We start from the raw sequence: 18,083 nt of genomic DNA, 5'->3' as shown, positions 1-18,083 counted from the left end.
TCAAGTTCAAGTCGTTGGTCATTGGAGTCATTTCGGCTTGGAACGTGCTGATGTTTGGTTGAATTTCTCCAAGAATGTCTCGCCGATATCTTGGGCGACGCTCAATGCGAAACTTTGCGGCGGATTGCCAGCGCGAAGAGCGCTGCTTGCAGTGGGCCAAGAATTCCCTCCAGCGCGACAAGTGCGTGTGCCGGCGGGGACGCGGGATTTGGCGACGGCTTTTGGAAGGACATGACTTCCAGACTATGGATCAGCGCGCTGGTGAAGCCGAGCGGCGCACCATGAACATCGGGTTGGGCACTTATGGCTTCCTTTTCATTTGCTGCCTTGACCTCCCAGCGCTCGAACCCAACACCAGGCAACATGTACAGACCAGCGAAAACCACCCAAATCCCCAGTAAGATCGATAGGGCGCGGCCGGCTCGCTCACCGTATCCACTCAGGGCCCAGTACCACCACCGCACGTCCCAGATCGCCCAGCCGTGAAACAACCTCAGGCGCATCGAGTCAAACGCCGCATATCGAAAGCGGGACGCCTCGTCGAATCGTAGGTGCTCCTCCGCGTTTGCTGCCAGGGCCCGATGAACCGCCGATAGGGCCTCATGCCCCGGCTCTCCTAACTCCCTATACCAAGAATCCTTCACCAGCATGCGCGCCGGTGCAATATCCCAGCGAACATCCAGGAACCTGAAGCGGCTGGGATCGACAAGCCGAAACCAGTCGGACCTTAGTCGACACTCTTTGAAGGTCACGCTCTCCGGGGTTGCGATGATCGCACCCCAGAGATCGAGCCTTTGAGCCAATAGAGTACTTCGGTCTGTGCCTGAGACTTCTATCGGGCCAGATAGACTCGCATGACGGAAACATATCTCCCCGGCGAATTGCGGCGATCTGACCGTGAGACCAGATTCAAGAGTGGCTCTTACGAAGTACAATTCTCCCTTTCCTCGCGTTTCGTAAAATCCGGCATGGCCCTCAAATCGGGCATCCTCAAAATTCGCGCCGTCCGCGAATTCCACGTAGTTGAACGAGACTTCGTTTCCGAACCGGGTATCGACAAACATTGCCCTGTCATGGAATTCGGTAGCAATAAAGAGGATTGAACTATCTGCAAGAATCCTGCATTTCGAAAAGTCGACGTAGCCGCGGAATTTCGCATTGCTGAAATCGACCATTCCCGTCGCTTCCTGTTCGCGAAACAGATCGATGGCCTCTGAAAACCAAACGCCATGAAAATTCCAGTCATGGGCGGAAATCTTCCGTTTGACTGCACCAAGAAAGGATTCGCCCTTGTCGTCGCAAGGGCAGTGGAGCACACAATAGCGCTTGCCCTCGTGTTCGCGAAAAAACCCCTCTCCCTGGCACGCCGTCCTTGATCGATGGTCCGCTGAGCATTGGAATGTGTTAGCACTACTCACGTCGCTATCTCCATCTGGATCTTTTAGGCTATCAAAAGCATCATTTATTCAAGCCGATCTATCTTTTTGTTGCAATAGCTTAAAAACCGAACGATCAAAATCTTTTGCGCATGAAAGTGCTCTAACGAACAGATAACATTACTCCCGTCTGATATCGATTGGAGCGCATTCAATCCGCATAGTCGCTATCGCCTCGAACGCTGCAGTTAAGCTTTAAATGCACCACCCATATCGCGCTCTGGCCAGCCATCGCCTGGCATCGCGTCGCGTTTTATGCATCCCTCTCGGACGGAGAAACGAGATACGTCCTGCACCACGTAATCGCAGGAAGGACCGTTGTATCTCGAAAGCTGCCGTTTCTGCGGTTCTACGCGGAAAGGCGGAAATGGGTCGACTTCTGCCGGATGCAGTCGGGTCGACGACAGCATCCGTCATCGACTCACCATCGGACCGTGTTCGGCCAGGAGCCGTCTTTCGCGTCCTCGACTGACTGGACAGTCAAACGGCGAGTCTGCTCAAAAAGCGGTCGCTCGATCCGCCCCTGCAAATTTTGCGACTCGGGTTAGATTCTCATTCTCACAGATGGCTGGTACATGTGTTTGCATACCGCCATCCGTTGTGTGCGGTCGCGGACACTTCTTCTCCAGAATAGCTTGTCGCTTCTTGCACTTCGCATATCGTCCTCAAGATATTGTTCCGGCAACTGCCGAGCGTCGAGGGTTGTCGCCACGCCCGCCAGAAGCAGAGGCACAATTCCCTCATGACCTCGCCCGTTCTTGAAACCTTCATCGCCCAATGCTCCGCTCGAAGCCATCTACAGTCAGAGCCGGCCGAGTGTGCGCTCGCCTTTCCACTGCGGATGCTCGATCTAATCGATCAACGTAGAAACGCGGCGACGGTGTAACGCACCGGGCTCGTGATGAAACAGCTTTAACGTCTCCCATTAAGGAGAGTGACATGGCACCGATCGAGTCCGACTACTTCGTGACAGGGACGGGCGCCACCGCCATGGCATTCGTCGACACGTTGCTCACCGAGTCGCCCGATGCGCGAGTCGTGATGGTGGATCGCCACCACCGCCCCGGTGGCCATTGGAACGACGCCTATCCGTATGTGCGGCTGCACCAGCCTTCCGCCTGGTATGGCGTGGCGTCGCGCGAACTGAGTGACTGGTCGCATGAGGCGACGGGCTTTAACGAAGGAATGCTGGGTCTGTCCTCGGGAGCCGAGGTGCTCGCGCATTTCGAGCAGGTGATGAAACAGCGCTTCATTCCCTCTGGCCGCGTGCAGTGGTTCCCGAAATGCGATCACTTCGCGAGTGACGGCCGTACGCACCGCTATCGCTCGCTGCTGACCGGCGCCGAGTACGAGGTGCACGCGCGGCGCAAATGGGTGAATGCCACGCACGCGAAAACCGAGGTGCCGTCCACTCACCCGCCAAAATACAGCGTGGCCGCGGGTGTGCAATGCATTCCCTGCAACGGGCTGCCGAAGGTTACGCGGCCGTACGCGTGCTATACCGTCGTTGGCTCCGGCAAGACCGGCATGGATGCGTGCATCTGGTTGATCGAGAACGGTGTGCCGCACGAACGCATCCGCTGGATCATGCCGCGTGACGCCTGGGTGATGGACCGTGCCAACATGCAACCCGGCCCGGCTGGCTGGCGGCGCTATTTCGAGAACAACGTCGTGCAATTCGATGCGATCCGCGACGCGCGCGACGTCCCCGACCTGTTCCGGCGACTCGAAGCGGGCGGCGCACTGATGCGGATCGACCCTGCCATCGAGCCCACGACCTACCGCTGCGCACTCGTTTCGCGCGGCGAGATGGCCCAATTGCGCAAGATCGGTGAGATCGTGCGGCTGGGCCGCGTGCGCGCGATCGAGCCGTCGCGCATCGTACTGGAGAAGGGGGAACTCGCCGCCGATCCTGACACGCTGTACATCGACTGCACGGCCTGCGCGATCCAGCCGGTGCCAGACGTGCCGGTGTTCCAGGATGAAGCGATCAACCTCCTGATGGTCCGCTGGTGCCAGCCAGTGTTTTCGGGCAGCGTGATCGCCTGGGTCGAAGCGCACCTGGCGAATCCGCAGGAACAGAACGCGATGTGCATGCCTGTGCCCGCGCCCGAACTGCCGATCGATTACCTGCGCATGTGGCTGCCGAGTCTCGTCAATGCAGCACGCTGGCAGCAGAACCCCGACCTGAGCGCCTGGCTCAGGCAGTGCCGGCTCAATGGGCAGGTTGTGGTTCTCAAAGACGTGGTGATGGACTCTGCCGTGCAGGACCTTCTCAAGGCCGTCGGAGTCAAGGCTTCGGATGCGACGCAGCGCATTGGGCAATTGCTGGCAGCAGCGGAGGCAGCGTGAGCGCCCCCTGCGAGGTGCAGCTCGAGACGCTGCAGGTCGGCGCCATCCGCATGCGTGTCGCGCTGCAGGGCGATGGGCCGCTCGTGGTGTTTTGCCATGGATTTCCAGAGTCATGGGTATCCTGGCGCGCGCAGATGGCTGCGGTCGCGGACGCGGGCTACCGCGCCGCGGCGCCGGACATGCGCGGCTACGGCGGTACCGACGCGCCGGCCGACCCTGCGCAGTACACGATGCTGCACCACGCAGGCGACATGGTGGAACTGGTCAGGGTACTCGGTGCCGGTTCGGCGGTAATCGTAGGCCACGACTGGGGAGCTCCCGCAGCCTGGAACAGTGCGCTGCTACGACCCGACGTCTTCCGTGCCGTCGTCGGCCTGAGCGTCCCCTATGTCCCGCCCGCGAAGACCGACTTGCTGACGGCGCTCGAGCAGCAGGGCGTGACGACCTTCTACATGCAGTACTTCCAGCAAGAGGGTGTTGCTGAGGCGGAGCTTCAGGCCGATGTCGCGGCAACCCTGCGCCGTGTGACGTTCAGCATGTCGGGCGACGGCCCGGGACGTGTGGTCGCCGGCATCCTCGCCCCAGGCGCCGGCCTCCTCGACAACACCGTCGACCCCGACGTATTGCCCGAATGGCTTCTTCAGGACGACCTCGATTATGTCGTCGGGGAGTTCCGACGCACCGGCTTCCGTGGTGGATTGAACTGGTATCGCGCAATCCGCAGGACCGCGGAACTGCTCGCCCCCTGGTATGGTTGCCCGATTCGTCAGCCATCACTCTTCATGGGTGGCTCGCGCGACGACGTATTGCGGTTTCCAGGCATGCAGCAACGCGTCGCCGCGTTGCCGCAAGTGCTGCCGGGGTTGCGCGGCGCTCATGTGCTCGAAGGTGCGGGCCATTGGTTGCAGCGCGAGCGCGCCCGGGAAGTGAACCGGTTGTTGCTCTCCTTCCTGAACGAACTCGATGGGTGACCGGCACGATTGCGCGACGCGATACATCGTTCGGCAATTTAGAATCGCGTTGCAATCATTCGAATGCCATAGTAGATTGCATGCGCACAAACCGCCACGAAGCACGCTGCTTGCGCGCCGCCTGCACTGACCACCTCTATCGGTGAGTCCTGTGCAACCATGTCTCGCCCGCTTTGTGCATCGCTCGCCGCCCGACCGACCTCGTCCCGCTCGCGTCTGTAACCATGGATCCGATCTCGTCGCTGTTTCGCCGCTACCACCGTGCCGCCCCGGCCGGCCCGCGCGCATGCATCGACGCCGCCCGGCTCAATCCGCTCATCAACGTCATTCTTGCATTCTGGGCCATCTGGCATTGTCGCCATGCCCGCCCTCCGCAACGCGCGACCGCGTGAGCTGATTTCCGGGCCGCCCTGTGCGGCCGTCCCGTCATCGTCCTGTCCGCCGCCGGCGGAGGACAACGCACGCGCCTTCGGCGCCGACACGAGCCCATCCATGCAATTCGCCCATGAACAGGAAGCCTTGAGCTTCCTCGAACAACACCCCGACATCGACCTGTTCGAACTCTTCATCATCGACGCCGCCGGCGTGCCGCGCGGCAAGCTCCTGCATCGCGAAGAACTGCTCGCCGTCTATCGCAGCGGCCGGCCGCTGCCGAGCGCCATCATGAACCTGACCATCAACGGCGACGATACCGAGGATAGCGGCCTCGTGTGGGACGTCGGCGATATCGACTGCCGCGCGTATCCGCTGCCGGGCAGTCTGGTGCGCTTGCCCTGGCGGAAGATGCCCACCGCCGCAGTACAGGTACAGATGCATCCTCAAGAAGGCCTGCCTGCCGGCGTCGCCGATCCGCGCCAGCTCCTCGGGCGCATCGTCGATGCACTGGAGGGTGACGGACTGTATCCCGTGATGGCGTGTGAACTGGAGTTCTACCTGCTGGATGCCCGGCCTGACGCGCAGGGACGCCCGCAGCCCGCGCTCGACACGGATGGCCGCCGTCCTCGCACCACGCAGGTCTATGGCCTGCGCGAGCTCGAACAGATCGAGCCGTTCCTGAAAGACCTGTATGACGCCTGCCGCGAGCAGAAGATTCCCGTGCGCACGGCGATTTCCGAATACGCGCCCGGGCAGGTCGAGATCACGCTGGAGCACGGGCCCGCGCTGGAGGCCATGGATCATGCCGTGCGCTACAAGCGCATCGTCAAGGGCGTGGCGAACGCGCACGGCATGAGCGCGTGCTTCATGGCCAAGCCGTTCGCCGACATCGCCGGCTCGGGCATGCACATGCACGTCAGTCTGGCGAATCAAGCCGGCGACAATCTCTTCGCTTCGGAAGACAAGGCGGGTACGCCGCTGCTGCGCCAGGCCGTGGGCGGCATGCTGCACGGCCTGCTCGATTCGATGCTGATGTTCTGCCCGAACGCGAACTCGTATCGCCGCTTCCAGGCCAACAGCTACGCGCCGTTCACGCCAACGTGGGGTGTCGACAATCGTACCGTCAGCCTGCGCATTCCGGGCGGTCCGGCGAACAGCCGACACGTCGAGCATCGGGTGTGCGGAGCCGACGCCAATCCCTATCTCGCCGCCGCGGCGATTCTCGCCGGCTGCCACCATGGGATTCGCGAGCGGCTCGATCCGGGTGCGCCGATCGAAGGCAACGGCTATGCGCAAGCCACCACCTTGCTGCCGACCGACTGGCTCAGCGCGTTGAACGCGCTCGAGCAGTCGGCATGGGCGAAGGACGTGTTCGGGGCGAAATTCCTGAAGGTGTTCATGGCGATCAAGCGCGCCGAGTACCGGCAGTTCATGGCAGAAGTCGGTGAGCAGGACTGGCGCTGGTATCTGAACCAGGCTTGACCGGCTGGTTCGTGCCAAGGAAATTTCAACGAACTTCGCTCTGCTGTCGACGGGCCGAAGACGGCCGATGAACAAGAAAAAACGCCACTGGCGCAAGCCAGTGGCGTTTTTCACTGCATCGACCCACCGCCGTCAGGAGCCACCGCGGCGGCGGCGAGCGGGCAGTCCTTACACGGCGGCAATCGCTTCGCGGGCGGAAGCGAGCGCCGCGCTCGCTGCGTCTGGGCCCATCGCCAGGCCTTCAGCATGGATGAAGCTCACGTCGGTCATGCCGAGGAAGCCGAGGAACGACTTCAGGTACGGCGTCTGGCTGTCGTGCGGAGTGCCGTGGTACTTGCCGCCGCGCGCCGTGACAACGTAGACCTTCTTTCCCGTGACGAGGCCTTCGGGGCCGTTTGCGGTGTACTGGAACGTGATGCCGGCTCGCGCGATGAAGTCGAAGTACGTCTTCAGTTGCGACGAGATGCCGAAGTTGTACATCGGCGCGCCGATCACGATAACGTCCGCGGCTTGCAGTTCTGCGATGAGCGCTTCACTGCGCGCGGCGATGGCCTGCTGCTCCGGCGTGCGCTGCTCGGCCGGCGTGAAGAACGCGCCAAGAATGGCGTCGTCGAGGTGCGGCAGCGGCTCGGCCTGCAGGTTGCGCGTGACGACTTGCGAACCCGGATTCGATTGTTGCAGTTTCTCCGTCAGTTCGTTGACGAGGAGCGTCGACTGGGCGCCTTGCGAGCGGGCGGCGGAATTGATTTGCAGGATCGTGGTCATCGTGGTCTCAGGCTTCAGTTGGGGCGCACAGTGTGGCGCGAGTGAGGCCATTCTCCGGGGTAACCGAGACGGGATAAATCCATTCGGGCGCGATGAATTGTTGCGCCAGCGGGACAATCACGCGTGCTCACCGCGCTGAGGCGGCGTATTGGTGACAGTCGGACCTGGAATGAGCTTTCTCGCAGGGCAAAAGGTTCGTCACGGTTTACTGGGAAACGCAGCAGAGGCGGCCGGGTTCGGGCCACGAAGAGCCATTCGTTCTTATCGTTGCCCGGACGCTCAGAGGTCGGCTCCGCCCAGAGCACGGCCGCTCCAGTCCGCGACGATGAACGCTCACGACGGCGACGATCATGTGACGTACCGGATTTCCGTGGGATGCCAGATGCTTAGGCGCCGCCCAGGCGCGATTCCGCAATCCGCTTCAGGTCATCGGGAGTCGATGCGGATTCAGCCAGCTGCTTAAGCAAATCAGTGGCTCTCCTTTCGTCTTTCGGGCCACCATCGCCAAGCGTCAAGCTCGTCGCGAGGTTCAGTATCGACCGGGGCAGCCCTCGCGACGCCAAGGCCTCGAGGAGGTTACGAGCCACTTCGGGTTCCCGGTTTCGGTTGCCGCTTACCAACTCATCAGCAATCGATTCTACAAGCCTCAGCGCGCTTTCGTTGTCCGTTCCGTGAATACCCGTGATGAGCGCTAGTTCGAAGTGGCTAACGCGATCGTGAGCGCCGTGTGCAAGCGTGCTCAGCGCCTCCTGAAAACTCAGATCTTCCTTGGAGCCGGCAAACGGCGCTTGTTGCGGGTCCCCGCCCTCGGCTTGCGCATGCGCGGCCGATGGCCGCCACCATTGGACAAAGTCGTCAGCTGATTCACCTTGAAGATCAACTGACGATGCGGCCAATTGCGACGCCTGATATACGCGCCTCTCGGTTACTGTCGCGCCGTCACACGCCTCATCGAGCGCGGAAGCTGCCTGGGTGCCCAGCTTGCTGTGGAGGTCGGTCCAGTCTTTATAGCCGAAGACCTCCGAGGTAACCTGTCGCGCCTCGGATTCCCTTAGCGAAAGACGGTATTTGAGTCGATCGGCGGCCCGCGTCGGGATCGACATGGTCTGGAAGTAGATATGCATGCCTTCTCCTGGTATCAGGGTGAACCGTGGCGGGGTCGGATCCATTCTCGAACTCGAGCTCCTGGGGGACCTGCCCGCTCGTCACTCCGAGAAACCGACCAACGTCTGATTTTAGTGCGATGGCTTGCGGCAGCCTTGCTTTTGCACGTCTTCGGCAGGCTGTTGCAGGTCGAGACCTCCCACACCCGCCCCGGAAGCCAAAAGCTTCGGTTGAAGGGGAACATGAACAGCAGTCGCTGCCCGGCATGTGTGCAACTGATGTCATCGATTATTGATTCATCATTGCCACGACGGGACTCGACGTCAAGCAGGGCCATTCGTAGCCAGGCAACGCGCGGTCCTCAACACAAACTGTCGTTTATCACCAGTGGCGGTGTTCCCAGCCCCTGTGCCAACCACCGCGCTGACCATAGCCGTAGCCGGCCGGTTGCCCCCGATACACGACTGGCGGTGGACTGGTCTGGTAGACGTAGGTCCCCGGCGCCCCATAGGCACCCGGTGGTGCGTAGCGGGATTGGTAGACCACCGGCGGCGGTGGCGGTGGAATCGGCGTGTAATAGCCACCCACACTAGCTTGAGCCAAAGCCGACGCGGGTGCGCAGAAGGCCGCAGCGATCACCAGCAGCGGGATTGCGTGCTTCATGATGTGACTCCCCGTCGGTGCCCCAATTCGCACCGACTGTCAGACGACCATTTGAAGCATAGTCGCTTGACCCACCGGCAAATGAAATCGTCCACGCTCATCTGTAACGGTCGGTAACGCGCATATGACCTCGTCCAAACGGGGGCGCGTGAGACGGACCGGTTTGGCTGTTGCGTCGGCGGTGCACGCAAGGCCGCATGGCCGGTTAAAGTCATGGCTGGGATCGGGACTGGATGTATGTGAGGGCTGGGTCGGCCAATTGTGATGGGGCGGAGCCGTGACTATCCACAAGCTGAGGGTTCGCACACTCGCATTCTGCGTGACGCTCGTGTTACTGGGTGCCAGCACGGCATTGGCAGACGAAGTCAAAGTCCTGATGTCGGGCTGGTTTACGCCGGCGTATCGCGAACTGGGACCGCAATTCGAGGAAGCGACCGGCAGAACACTGGTCACCATCTGGGGGGCCGCAGAAGGCACGGCTTTGAATGCGATCCCCGTGCGGCTTGCGCGTGGCGAGTGGGCCGACGTGCTAATCGTGGTCAGCTATGCGCTTGACGATCAGATTCACGCCGGCAACGTGGTGCCTGGCAGCAAGGTGGACTTCGCTCGCTCGCCCATCGGGATGGTGGTTCGTGAGGGTGCGCCGAAACCGGACATCAGCTCTGCCGACGCATTGCGCCGTACGCTGCTCGCAGCGAAGTCGATCGTCTATCCGGACAGTGAGAGTGGAACCTATATCGGCAGCGAACTGTTTTCGCGGCTCGGCATCGAGGGCCGCGTAAAAAGCAAGAGCCGCATGGTTCCGGCCACGCGGGTCGCCAATATCGTCGCTGACGGCGAAGCGGAGCTCGGGTTACAGGAGGTCGTGGAACTGTTGCCGGTGAAGGGGGTGACAGTGGTCGGCAGTTTGCCAGCGGAACTACAAAAGTACACGGTGTTCTCCGGGGGGATCGCCACCACTGCGAAAAATCCAGCCGGCGCCGCGGACCTGATCCGTTTTCTGGCCTCGCCGGAGGCGGCGCCTGCGATTGCAAGGACCGGACTCGAACCGCTCACGGCGGCGCCTGCGAACTGAGAGAAGCGGCGTAATGGGCCGTCAATGCCGATCTGGAGGTCAACCAGAAACTGGGTTGACGGCTGACGGACCGTCATAGTTAGTTAATGGGGTCGCTGACGTCAGGTCGGGTCGCCACGACTCCAATTCTTTTCGCGCAGGATCGAACTGGTCCGGCGCCAATAGTGCGGCAACGCCTGCGGCCTGATTAAAGCGATCGGCATGCGCGGGGGGCGGCGGGCGACTTATTGCGACGAGCACGCCTACCGGTGCTAAAGTCACTACCGCGTCGCGTCGTGCTGACGACGTGTGCACCTTGGCAGGAAAAACTTTGATCGACGGGAGCGCGCTCGTCATGCCAACTTCGCGCAGTGCCCAGCCGGAGTGAGTGCTACCCGACAGTGATGGACAACGCGACTAACTTAGGAGACGGTCATGGCTGAACAAACCAATCCCTTCGGCGATCTGAAAAAAATGCTTGAGCAGTTCAAGGTGCCGGGCGTCGACATGTCCGCGCTTGTCGAGTCGCAGCGCAAGGACATCGAGGCGATCGTCGAGGCAAACAAGACCGCGTACGATTCCATGCAGGCGCTCGCACGTAAGCAGACCGAAATGCTGTCGCAGGCGATGCAGGATATTCAGGAAGCCGCGAAGATCGGTATAGCCGATCCGGGCAAGCAAACCGAAGTGGCGCGCAATGCGTGCGTTAAAGCACTCGAAGACATGAAGGATCTGGCCGAAATCGCGCGCAAGTCGCAGGCCGATGCAATGGCGAGCATCACGAAGCGTGCGAATGAACACGTGGACGAGATCAAGAAGATGCTGCAGCGCAAGTAGCCCAAAGAGACACGCGGCGTACTCCGATCAGCCTGGAGGGAGACAGCATGGCGTTGCCATTCAATATGCCGGATGAGTTCGTCCGGGGTTTCTTCAATTCGGGGCAGATGCTCCTGCAAGCCTACACCGGCGCTGCCGGACAGACCGGCTCGGTGTCCACGCACCCCCAACAGCCCGCGCTCGCGCTGGCACAGGCGCAGGCGCATTACTGGCAGCAACAGATGGTGCTCTACATGGGCATGATGGCGAGCGCCATGGGACAGGCGCCGGAGCCCGCCGTCCAGCCCGAGCGCGGCGACCGGCGCTTCAACGCCGACGCCTGGCGCGACAATCCCTGGTACAGCCTTCTCAAGCAGACCTATCTCCTCAACTCGCGACTGCTGAACGACATGGTGGAGGCGGCCGTGGTCGAGGAGAAAGAGAAGCACAAGCTGCGTTTCTATGCGCGCCAGTTCATCGACTCGATGAGCCCGGCCAACTTCGCCGCCACCAATCCCGAGGTGATGAAGACGGCTGTGGAGACGCAGGGCGAAAGCGTGCGCACGGGCTTCGCCAATCTGCTCGAAGACCTGCAGCGCGGACGCATCTCGATCACCGACGAAAGCGCGTTCGAAGTCGGGCGCAACGTGGCGGTGTCGAAGGGATTTGTCGTCTTCGAGAACGAACTGTTTCAGTTGATCCAGTACGCGCCACTCACGGACAAGGTCGCCGAGCGGCCGCTTGTGATCGTGCCGCCCTGCATCAACAAGTTCTATATCCTTGATCTGCAGCCCGAGAATTCGTTCGTGCGCTTTGCGTGCGAGCAGGGACAGACGGTGTTTCTCGTCTCGTGGCGCAACCCCGATGCGGACCTCGGACACATCACGTGGGACGACTACGTCGAAAACGGCGCGATCAAGGCCATCGAAGTCAGCCGCACGATCAACGGGGCCGACAAGGTCAATACCGTCGGCTGGTGCGTGGGCGGTACGATATTGTCGTCGGCGCTCGCCGTGCTGCGACAGCGAGGCGACGAACCGGTCGCGAGCCTCACGCTTCTCACGACGATGCTCGATTTCAGCGACCCGGGCGACCTCGGCGTATTCATCGACGAACAGGGCGTGTCGCAGCGCGAGCAGACGATTGGGCGCGGCGGCATCTATTCGGGTGGCGAGCTCGGCTTCGTGTTCCAGACATTGCGCGCGAACGATCTGATCTGGCCGTATGTCGTGAACAACTATCTGAAGGGCGGCACACCGCAGGCGTTCGACCTGCTCTACTGGAACGCCGACGGCACCAACCTGCCCGGACCGATGTACGCCTGGTATCTTCGCAACACGTATCTCGAGAACAACCTGTGCAAGCCGGGACGGCTCGTCATGTGCGGCACGCCTGTGGACCTCGGGAAAATCGACATTCCGAGCTACATCTTCGGCACGCAGGAGGATCACATCGTGCCGTGGAAGGGCGCGTATCGTTCGACGCAACTCGTGGGCGGCGAGACGCAGTTCGTGCTCGGCGCGAGCGGACATATCGCGGGCGTGATCAATCCGGCGTCGAAGAACAAGCGCAGCTACTGGACCGACGGCACGCTCGGCGACGATCCCGAGGCGTGGCTCGCATCGGCAAAATCTCAGCCGGGCAGTTGGTGGACGCACTGGATCAGCTGGCTGCAGCAGCATGCGGGCAAGCAGATCGCGGCGCCCACGGGCGCGGGCAACGCGAAGTTCAAACCGATCGAGCCGGCGCCGGGGCGTTATGTGGCGAAGCATGCGCCGGAAGTCCTGGGCGCGTGACAGGCGGCTAGCGTTCGGGCCTTGACGAAATCAAGTGGTTCATCAACGCACTGCGACAATATCCTGTCCACGAATATGGCGACGGGGCACTTCGAGCAGGTGTCATTACTTGCGTCGGCCGCAACAGCCGCACGCGCTTTATGGCGCGCTGGTGGATGAACTCGGCGCGGCACTGCTTGCATACGATGCGGGTGATGACATCGACTGCATTGTCGTGTTTGGCAGTGAGCGGTCGTTCGCTGCAGGCGCAGATATCGCCCCGATGGCGAACCTCATTGAAATCACGGGGAGACCACCTTGGCGCAGATTTCGATAGATGTTTGCGCACAAAGCGCGGTCGCCCCGCCGTGCACCACATTAAGCCCACCGGTCAGGCCATGCGGTGTGTTTCGCTACCCCGCGAGAAAAGCAGAGCCCAGATCTGCGACAGTCAAATATCATGCTGGCACCAGCCATTCGCCGCACGGGCGTGACAGATGGCATTGGGTCGTCCATGCCATTTGTATCGCGCGCATGCCCGAGACGATCATCGCGTTCAGTCGTCGGGCGTTGAACGGCCAGTAGGCGACATCTGCACGGCCCACATCCTCGTCATTCATCCGTCGTCTTCACTCTATTTCCGGTCACTGGAAACTCAGGCTAGCGATCCTCCGCGCGCGTCAAGCTCTTCGAGCCCGGCACCCTGCCATGTCTGTTAAGCCACCTATCGGACGAAAAGGTTCGCGATCAGGTACGTTATCTTGCCGCTTTCAACTATCGGCGCGATTGTTTGCAAACATATAAAGCCAAACTACTCAATCTTCGAGGTAAACATGGCCGATCAAGATGATGTGAACTCGACGCGAAGACTGCTGACTGTGCTCGGCGGCGCCTTGCCGCTGGCCTACGCCTCGCTCGCTGCAGCGCCCCAAGTTGCCGTAGCGGCCGATTCAAAGGACAACACCGCCAAAGGCGCGAGTTCAGGCGCCCCGTCAGCCGCGTCCGAGACTCAGCCCCCTACTGGAATCGTGATGCACCCGGGCTACGCCCAGGTCATCGCGCGCATGGCCTACGTCTGGGGCTGGCCGATGGTGAACATGCTCAACCGCTATTCGCGCATCACACAGGCTCCCTATCCCGGCCTGCTCAATGGCGTGCTGCCGGCGGCACCGCGCGGCCAGGTCGCCATGCTGCACGACTATATCGACCCAGCCCAGACATTCGTGACCTGTCCGAACCAGGACGTCGTCTATGGCCTCGGCTTTTTCTCGCTCGACGAAGAGCCGGTCGTAGCGCAAGTGCCGGATTTTGGCGACCGCTTCTGGGTCTACGCGCTGTACGACGCGCGCACGAACCAGTTCGGCCATCTCGGCAAACCCTACAAGTCGCGCCCCGGCTTTTACCTGCTTGTCGGTCCGAACTGGAAAGGCAGCAAACCCGCCGGCATCACAGACATCATCCGTTGCCCGACGGTAATCGGCAACGCCATCCCGCGCGTCTTCATGAACGATACGGACGAGGACCGCAAGGCCATTCAGCCGGTCATCAATCAGATCGTCTTCTATCCGCTCAAGCAGTTTGACGGTCACATCAAAAAGATCGCCTGGAAGGATGCACCGATCATCAAACCGCCCTCACAAGCGCAAACCGACAATGCCGAGGGCGGCGAGACGAAGTGGGTCATCCCCGAAAAGTTCTTCGATCAGTTTGACAGGGTGCTAGACAACATGCCGCCGCTGCCCGGCGAAGAGGCGCTGTACGCGCAGTTCCGCTCGCTGATGGAAGTCGCAAACCGGGATCAGGACATCAAGAAGCTCCTGGTTCAGACTGCTGTTGACACGGAACGTGTTGTAATTGCCCCGTTCTTTGAATGGAAGCACAACGGCGTGCCGGCGGGCAATGGATGGAACCGGTCGGCGAACAATGCACAAACCGGCTTCGACTATTTCGACCGGACCGGCACTGCCAAGTCGAATATGTTCGACAACCGTCCGAACGAAACCCAGTACATCTACACAGACGTTGACGCCGACGGCGGGCAACTGACCGGCTCCAATAGCTATGAGATTGTCTTCGCGAAAGGCGAGGAGCCGCCGGTCAATGGTTTCTGGTCGCTCACGCTATACAACGACAAGCACCTCTTCAATCCGAACGACCTCAAACGCTATTCGCTCGGCACCAAGAACAAGGATCTCAAGCGCAACGCCGATGGATCGCTCACGCTCTATGCCGGCTCGAAATCTCCGGGCTCTGACAAGGAGTCGAACTGGTTGCCGGCGCCTGACGGGACGTTCTCGTTGTACATCCGCGCGTACTGGGGCAAGCAACCTATTCTCGACCACTCGTGGAAGCCGCCTCAAATCCATAAGATCGGCTGAACGTTGTCCTCTGCATGACCGCTGCGCATCCGATTCCTGCCGTTGACCGATGCATGAGGTCAACGACAGGAACGGGTCGAGTCCAGCCTGCGAAACGGGCACCCACCGGTCGCACCATCTGCGTCGCGATCGCCGGAGACGGAGAACCGTTATTGGGAACTCACTCGAAGACGATTCGAGGGAAGTAGAGGGAGACGATCCAGTTAGGCCGGTCGACAATCTCACTGATGCGAAGGTCGGCGCAAACGCTGCATAACAGGTAAGCGTCGATCGCGCTGATGTGATGTTGTCGCGTCAGAATGTCAATCATTCCGGAGACGGCAGCGCGGGCACTTCCCATCAAATCTGGCCCAATGCCTGTAGCGACTTCGTAGCCCTTCGTGTCGAGGTGACGGCACACAGGTCCCGGCGTGGTGAAGCGGGGAAACGCGAGATTCGCTTTCTTGACCAGCTCGAATTTCGCCTCTAGTGCTACAGGGCTTTCGATGGCCGTGCCGCATACCTCGCCGTCACCCTGTGCGGCGTGCGTGTCCCCGACCGAGAACAGCGCATCTTTCACCTCGACAGGGAGATAAAGCTCTGCGCCTGCGGAGATGTCGCGGACATCCATGTTGCCGCCGACACGACGCGGTGGAATCACGCTGTGCAAACCCGGTTCGCCCGGAGCGAGGCCAATTGTGCCGCAAAACGGTTTTAAGGGAACGCGTCCACCTGGGCCATACATCGCTGGGACCTTCAGATCCGCCTCGTATTTCCAGATGTGCAGGGCCGGCGCGGGAAACTCGTCTGCGAGCAAGCCAAAGCCTGGGATGTTTGCTGTCCAGCCCCAACCCGAAGGAGCGAACGATAACAGTGTGACTTTGACGGCGTCGCCCGGTTCAGCGCCATCAATATAAATCGGGCCAACAACCGGGTTCACTCTCGCAAAGTCCAGCCGTGCAATGTCGTCTACGGTAGAGTTGACGGTGAACTGTCCACCCGATGCGTCGATGGGGAAGAACTCGACCGTTTCACCGGGAGCCACTGTCAATACCGGCTTCAGCGTCTGGTCCCAACCAAGGTGGCTCTGATGCTCATGAATTGAGTGGCGTGCGCATGGTATTCCGCTCATTACCCACTCCCTGGAAAGCCGATCAATTCAAACGTTCAACGAGACCACGCGGGATAGTTGGCAGTCTGTGCGTTTGACCACGTACCGCTGTAGAAAGCCGACGAGGCACGTCTTGAATGAAAAGGCGTTCTACGGTCAACGCGATACGAATGTGGGGAGGTCTGTGCGCGGCCATCCGGCGACATTCGGGGCTGCGGACCAGAAGGCAGAAAAATCTGGATGCAGCCCTTCGACGTTGCCACAATTCGGAAGGTACGCTGGCTCTTGCCCCATGCGCAAGGCAGTGACAGTGAGGACGACGCCAATGACTAACGATAACGTTCATCTGGCTGTATTGATCACGATGCCGCACAGCCACTACAGTGAGAAGGCGCGGTGGGCGCTCGACAGACTCTCTGTGCCCTATCAGGAACAACCGCATGCACCGCTGCTGCACCGGTTGGCCACGACACGCAACGGCGGCAGCAGCGTGCCATTGCTGCTTCATGGGGGTGCACATTTCACCGATTCCACCGATATCCTGGTGCATATGGATGCGGTCTGCGGCGGCGATTTGCTGTACCCGCGCGATGCCGGCCTGCGGCGAGAAGTTGAAGCGCTCGAGACGCAATTCGACGAAGAGCTCGGTCCACATGCGCGGCGTTGGGCCTATGCGCAATTGCTGTCGGAGCGCAGCCTGCTTCGGCAAGTTATGACGCGTGGCGTACCGCAGCTCGAGGCGGCCTTGCTGCCGGTCATCATGCCAGGCGTAATACGGCTCATCCGCGCGGCGCTCAAGATCACGCCGCAGAGTGCGGCTCGCTCCCTTGAACGAGTGCGCGGCATCTTCAAGGAAGTCGACGCTCGACTGGACGATGGCCGGCAGTTCCTGGTCGGCGAACGTTTCACTGCGGCAGATCTGACGTTCGCAGCGCTCGCCGCGCCGGTGCTGTTTCCCACGGGCTACCGAGCCGCTTACCCCGCGCTCAATGACGTGCCTGCTGCAATGCGCACCGAAGTCCTGCGCCTGCGGGATACGGCCGCCGGAAGATTCGCCCTGCGCTTGTACGTGCAAGAACGCGACCGGTCGCATGCTGTTGCCTAGGGCCGGCGCCGCAATCCAACCTTGGCTTTCCGGCTTCCCGGACATCTCTACCTCGGAGCGTAAATCCGCTATCCTGCTCTCAATGGTGGCTAAAGCCGACAAGACGCCACAACCCGATTGCCTGCCTGTGGGCGGCAGTGGCTGCGCATCGAGCCAGTAAGCAATGCGGAGGTTCAATGAACTCACCGGCATCTACACCCCCGTCGTGGAGCATTGACGGATTTTCTGAGCCCCCCGTGGAGAAGTCCGCCCATGGCGGAGAACGACTCTATCGCGCGTATGGAGGCGAATCCGTGACCCTCCGAAACTGTTTCTTCGTGCCTGCCATCGACGCTACACCAATCGGGCATTGGACAGCCGAGCTGCTGGAGATGGAATTGAACGCGGCACTGTGGGGAAACGACTTCGAGGGCGTGACGAAGTTCGAGATGATCAAAGGCGCCCGATATCTGATTGGCCCGATAGCTCATGACAATTATTCCGGATATGACACGGAACGTATTTTTTATCAACGAGCATTCTTCACACCAAACGGTATCTTCAAGCAAGTCAAATTCGTTTTGACACAGGATCAGAAACTGTTGGATTGCGTCAAGAAAATCGGAGCCTTTACCCTCGCTGAAGGGCGGTACGCTCGCGAGGCGTCCGCGCGAGCGAAGCGGTATGAGCAATAGGCCTGACGTTCCATCCTCGGTATACCTGCCTGTCGTCATGCAC

At 60.8% G+C, this 18,083-nt stretch carries 16 protein-coding genes; 11 read left to right on the top strand and 5 right to left on the bottom strand.

Annotated elements, in window-relative coordinates; all coding sequences use genetic code 11:
- Nucleotides 1-101 precede the first annotated feature (101 nt).
- The gene (locus E1956_RS30505) at nt 102-1,418 is read right to left on the bottom strand and encodes a pentapeptide repeat-containing protein (protein WP_134756238.1); all 1,317 of its coding nucleotides are present in this window, start codon (nt 1,416-1,418) and stop codon (nt 102-104) included.
- A gap of 957 nt (nt 1,419-2,375) precedes the next feature.
- Here E1956_RS30505 and E1956_RS30500 point away from each other — a divergent pair.
- The 4 genes from E1956_RS30500 to E1956_RS30490 all read left to right on the top strand — a co-directional run bounded on the left by E1956_RS30500 (nt 2,376) and on the right by E1956_RS30490 (nt 6,616).
- Nucleotides 2,376-3,788 (top strand): NAD(P)/FAD-dependent oxidoreductase, encoded by a 1,413-nt coding sequence (locus E1956_RS30500; protein WP_134756236.1) that lies wholly within the window; start codon nt 2,376-2,378, stop codon nt 3,786-3,788.
- Nucleotides 3,785-4,759, top strand: a complete 975-nt coding sequence (locus E1956_RS30495) for an alpha/beta fold hydrolase (protein WP_232072107.1) — start codon at nt 3,785-3,787, stop codon at nt 4,757-4,759. The genes E1956_RS30500 and E1956_RS30495 overlap by 4 nt, the downstream gene beginning before the upstream one ends.
- Nucleotides 4,760-4,983: 224 nt before the next feature.
- Nucleotides 4,984-5,151 carry a hypothetical protein gene (locus tag E1956_RS46360; RefSeq protein ID WP_167760172.1) on the top strand — a complete coding sequence of 56 codons (168 nt, stop codon included), beginning with the start codon at nt 4,984-4,986 and terminating at the stop codon, nt 5,149-5,151.
- Nucleotides 5,152-5,251: 100 nt separating this feature from the next.
- Nucleotides 5,252-6,616: a glutamine synthetase family protein gene (locus E1956_RS30490; RefSeq protein WP_134756234.1), complete on the top strand. Its 1,365-nt coding sequence runs from the start codon at nt 5,252-5,254 to the stop codon at nt 6,614-6,616.
- 168 nt (nt 6,617-6,784) lie between these two features.
- On the opposite strand, the gene E1956_RS30485 is transcribed toward E1956_RS30490, so the two are convergent.
- Nucleotides 6,785-7,381, bottom strand: coding sequence for an FMN-dependent NADH-azoreductase (locus E1956_RS30485; RefSeq protein WP_134756231.1), 597 nt, complete (start codon nt 7,379-7,381; stop codon nt 6,785-6,787).
- A 386-nt stretch (nt 7,382-7,767) separates the two neighbouring features.
- Nucleotides 7,768-8,505: a hypothetical protein gene (locus E1956_RS30480; protein ID WP_134756229.1), complete on the bottom strand. Its 738-nt coding sequence runs from the start codon at nt 8,503-8,505 to the stop codon at nt 7,768-7,770.
- 920 nt (nt 8,506-9,425) lie between these two features.
- On the opposite strand from E1956_RS30480, the gene E1956_RS30475 reads away from it, so the two are divergent.
- From E1956_RS30475 to E1956_RS47570, 4 genes are all read left to right on the top strand, one after another.
- Nucleotides 9,426-10,223, top strand: coding sequence for a substrate-binding domain-containing protein (locus E1956_RS30475; RefSeq protein ID WP_134756227.1), 798 nt, complete (start codon nt 9,426-9,428; stop codon nt 10,221-10,223).
- 414 nt (nt 10,224-10,637) lie between these two features.
- Complete coding sequence (locus E1956_RS30470; RefSeq protein WP_134756225.1) at nt 10,638-11,039, top strand: phasin family protein; 402 nt, start codon at nt 10,638-10,640, stop codon at nt 11,037-11,039.
- Nucleotides 11,040-11,086: 47 nt separating this feature from the next.
- A complete protein-coding gene (locus E1956_RS30465; RefSeq protein WP_134756223.1) occupies nt 11,087-12,814 on the top strand; it encodes a PHA/PHB synthase family protein in 1,728 nt (575 codons plus the stop codon).
- Between the two features lie 34 nt (nt 12,815-12,848).
- Nucleotides 12,849-13,130 (top strand): enoyl-CoA hydratase/isomerase family protein, encoded by a 282-nt coding sequence (locus E1956_RS47570; RefSeq protein ID WP_335930018.1) that lies wholly within the window; start codon nt 12,849-12,851, stop codon nt 13,128-13,130.
- Nucleotides 13,131-13,251: 121 nt separating this feature from the next.
- Here the strand turns inward: E1956_RS47570 and E1956_RS46355 are convergent, their stop codons facing one another.
- The gene (locus tag E1956_RS46355; protein WP_167760171.1) at nt 13,252-13,413 is read right to left on the bottom strand and encodes a hypothetical protein; all 162 of its coding nucleotides are present in this window, start codon (nt 13,411-13,413) and stop codon (nt 13,252-13,254) included.
- Between the two features lie 213 nt (nt 13,414-13,626).
- Here E1956_RS46355 and E1956_RS30455 point away from each other — a divergent pair, with 213 nt between their 5' ends.
- Nucleotides 13,627-15,171 carry a DUF1254 domain-containing protein gene (locus tag E1956_RS30455; RefSeq protein ID WP_134756221.1) on the top strand — a complete coding sequence of 515 codons (1,545 nt, stop codon included), beginning with the start codon at nt 13,627-13,629 and terminating at the stop codon, nt 15,169-15,171.
- A 160-nt stretch (nt 15,172-15,331) separates the two neighbouring features.
- On the opposite strand, the gene E1956_RS30450 is transcribed toward E1956_RS30455, so the two are convergent.
- Complete coding sequence (locus E1956_RS30450) at nt 15,332-16,282, bottom strand: acetamidase/formamidase family protein (RefSeq protein WP_134756219.1); 951 nt, start codon at nt 16,280-16,282, stop codon at nt 15,332-15,334.
- 304 nt (nt 16,283-16,586) lie between these two features.
- On the opposite strand from E1956_RS30450, the gene E1956_RS30445 reads away from it, so the two are divergent.
- Entirely contained in the window at nt 16,587-17,366 is a 780-nt protein-coding gene (locus tag E1956_RS30445) for a glutathione S-transferase family protein (protein WP_167760170.1), read from the top strand.
- 236 nt (nt 17,367-17,602) lie between these two features.
- A complete protein-coding gene (locus E1956_RS30440; protein ID WP_134756215.1) occupies nt 17,603-18,040 on the top strand; it encodes a hypothetical protein in 438 nt (145 codons plus the stop codon).
- Nucleotides 18,041-18,083 lie beyond the last annotated feature (43 nt).

Origin of the sequence: Paraburkholderia pallida (assembly GCF_004524855.1) — a bacterium.
GTDB lineage: Bacteria > Pseudomonadota > Gammaproteobacteria > Burkholderiales > Burkholderiaceae > Paraburkholderia > Paraburkholderia oxyphila.
Note: the sequence above shows the minus strand (reverse complement) of the source record. Positions and strands in the feature narration are given on the sequence as shown.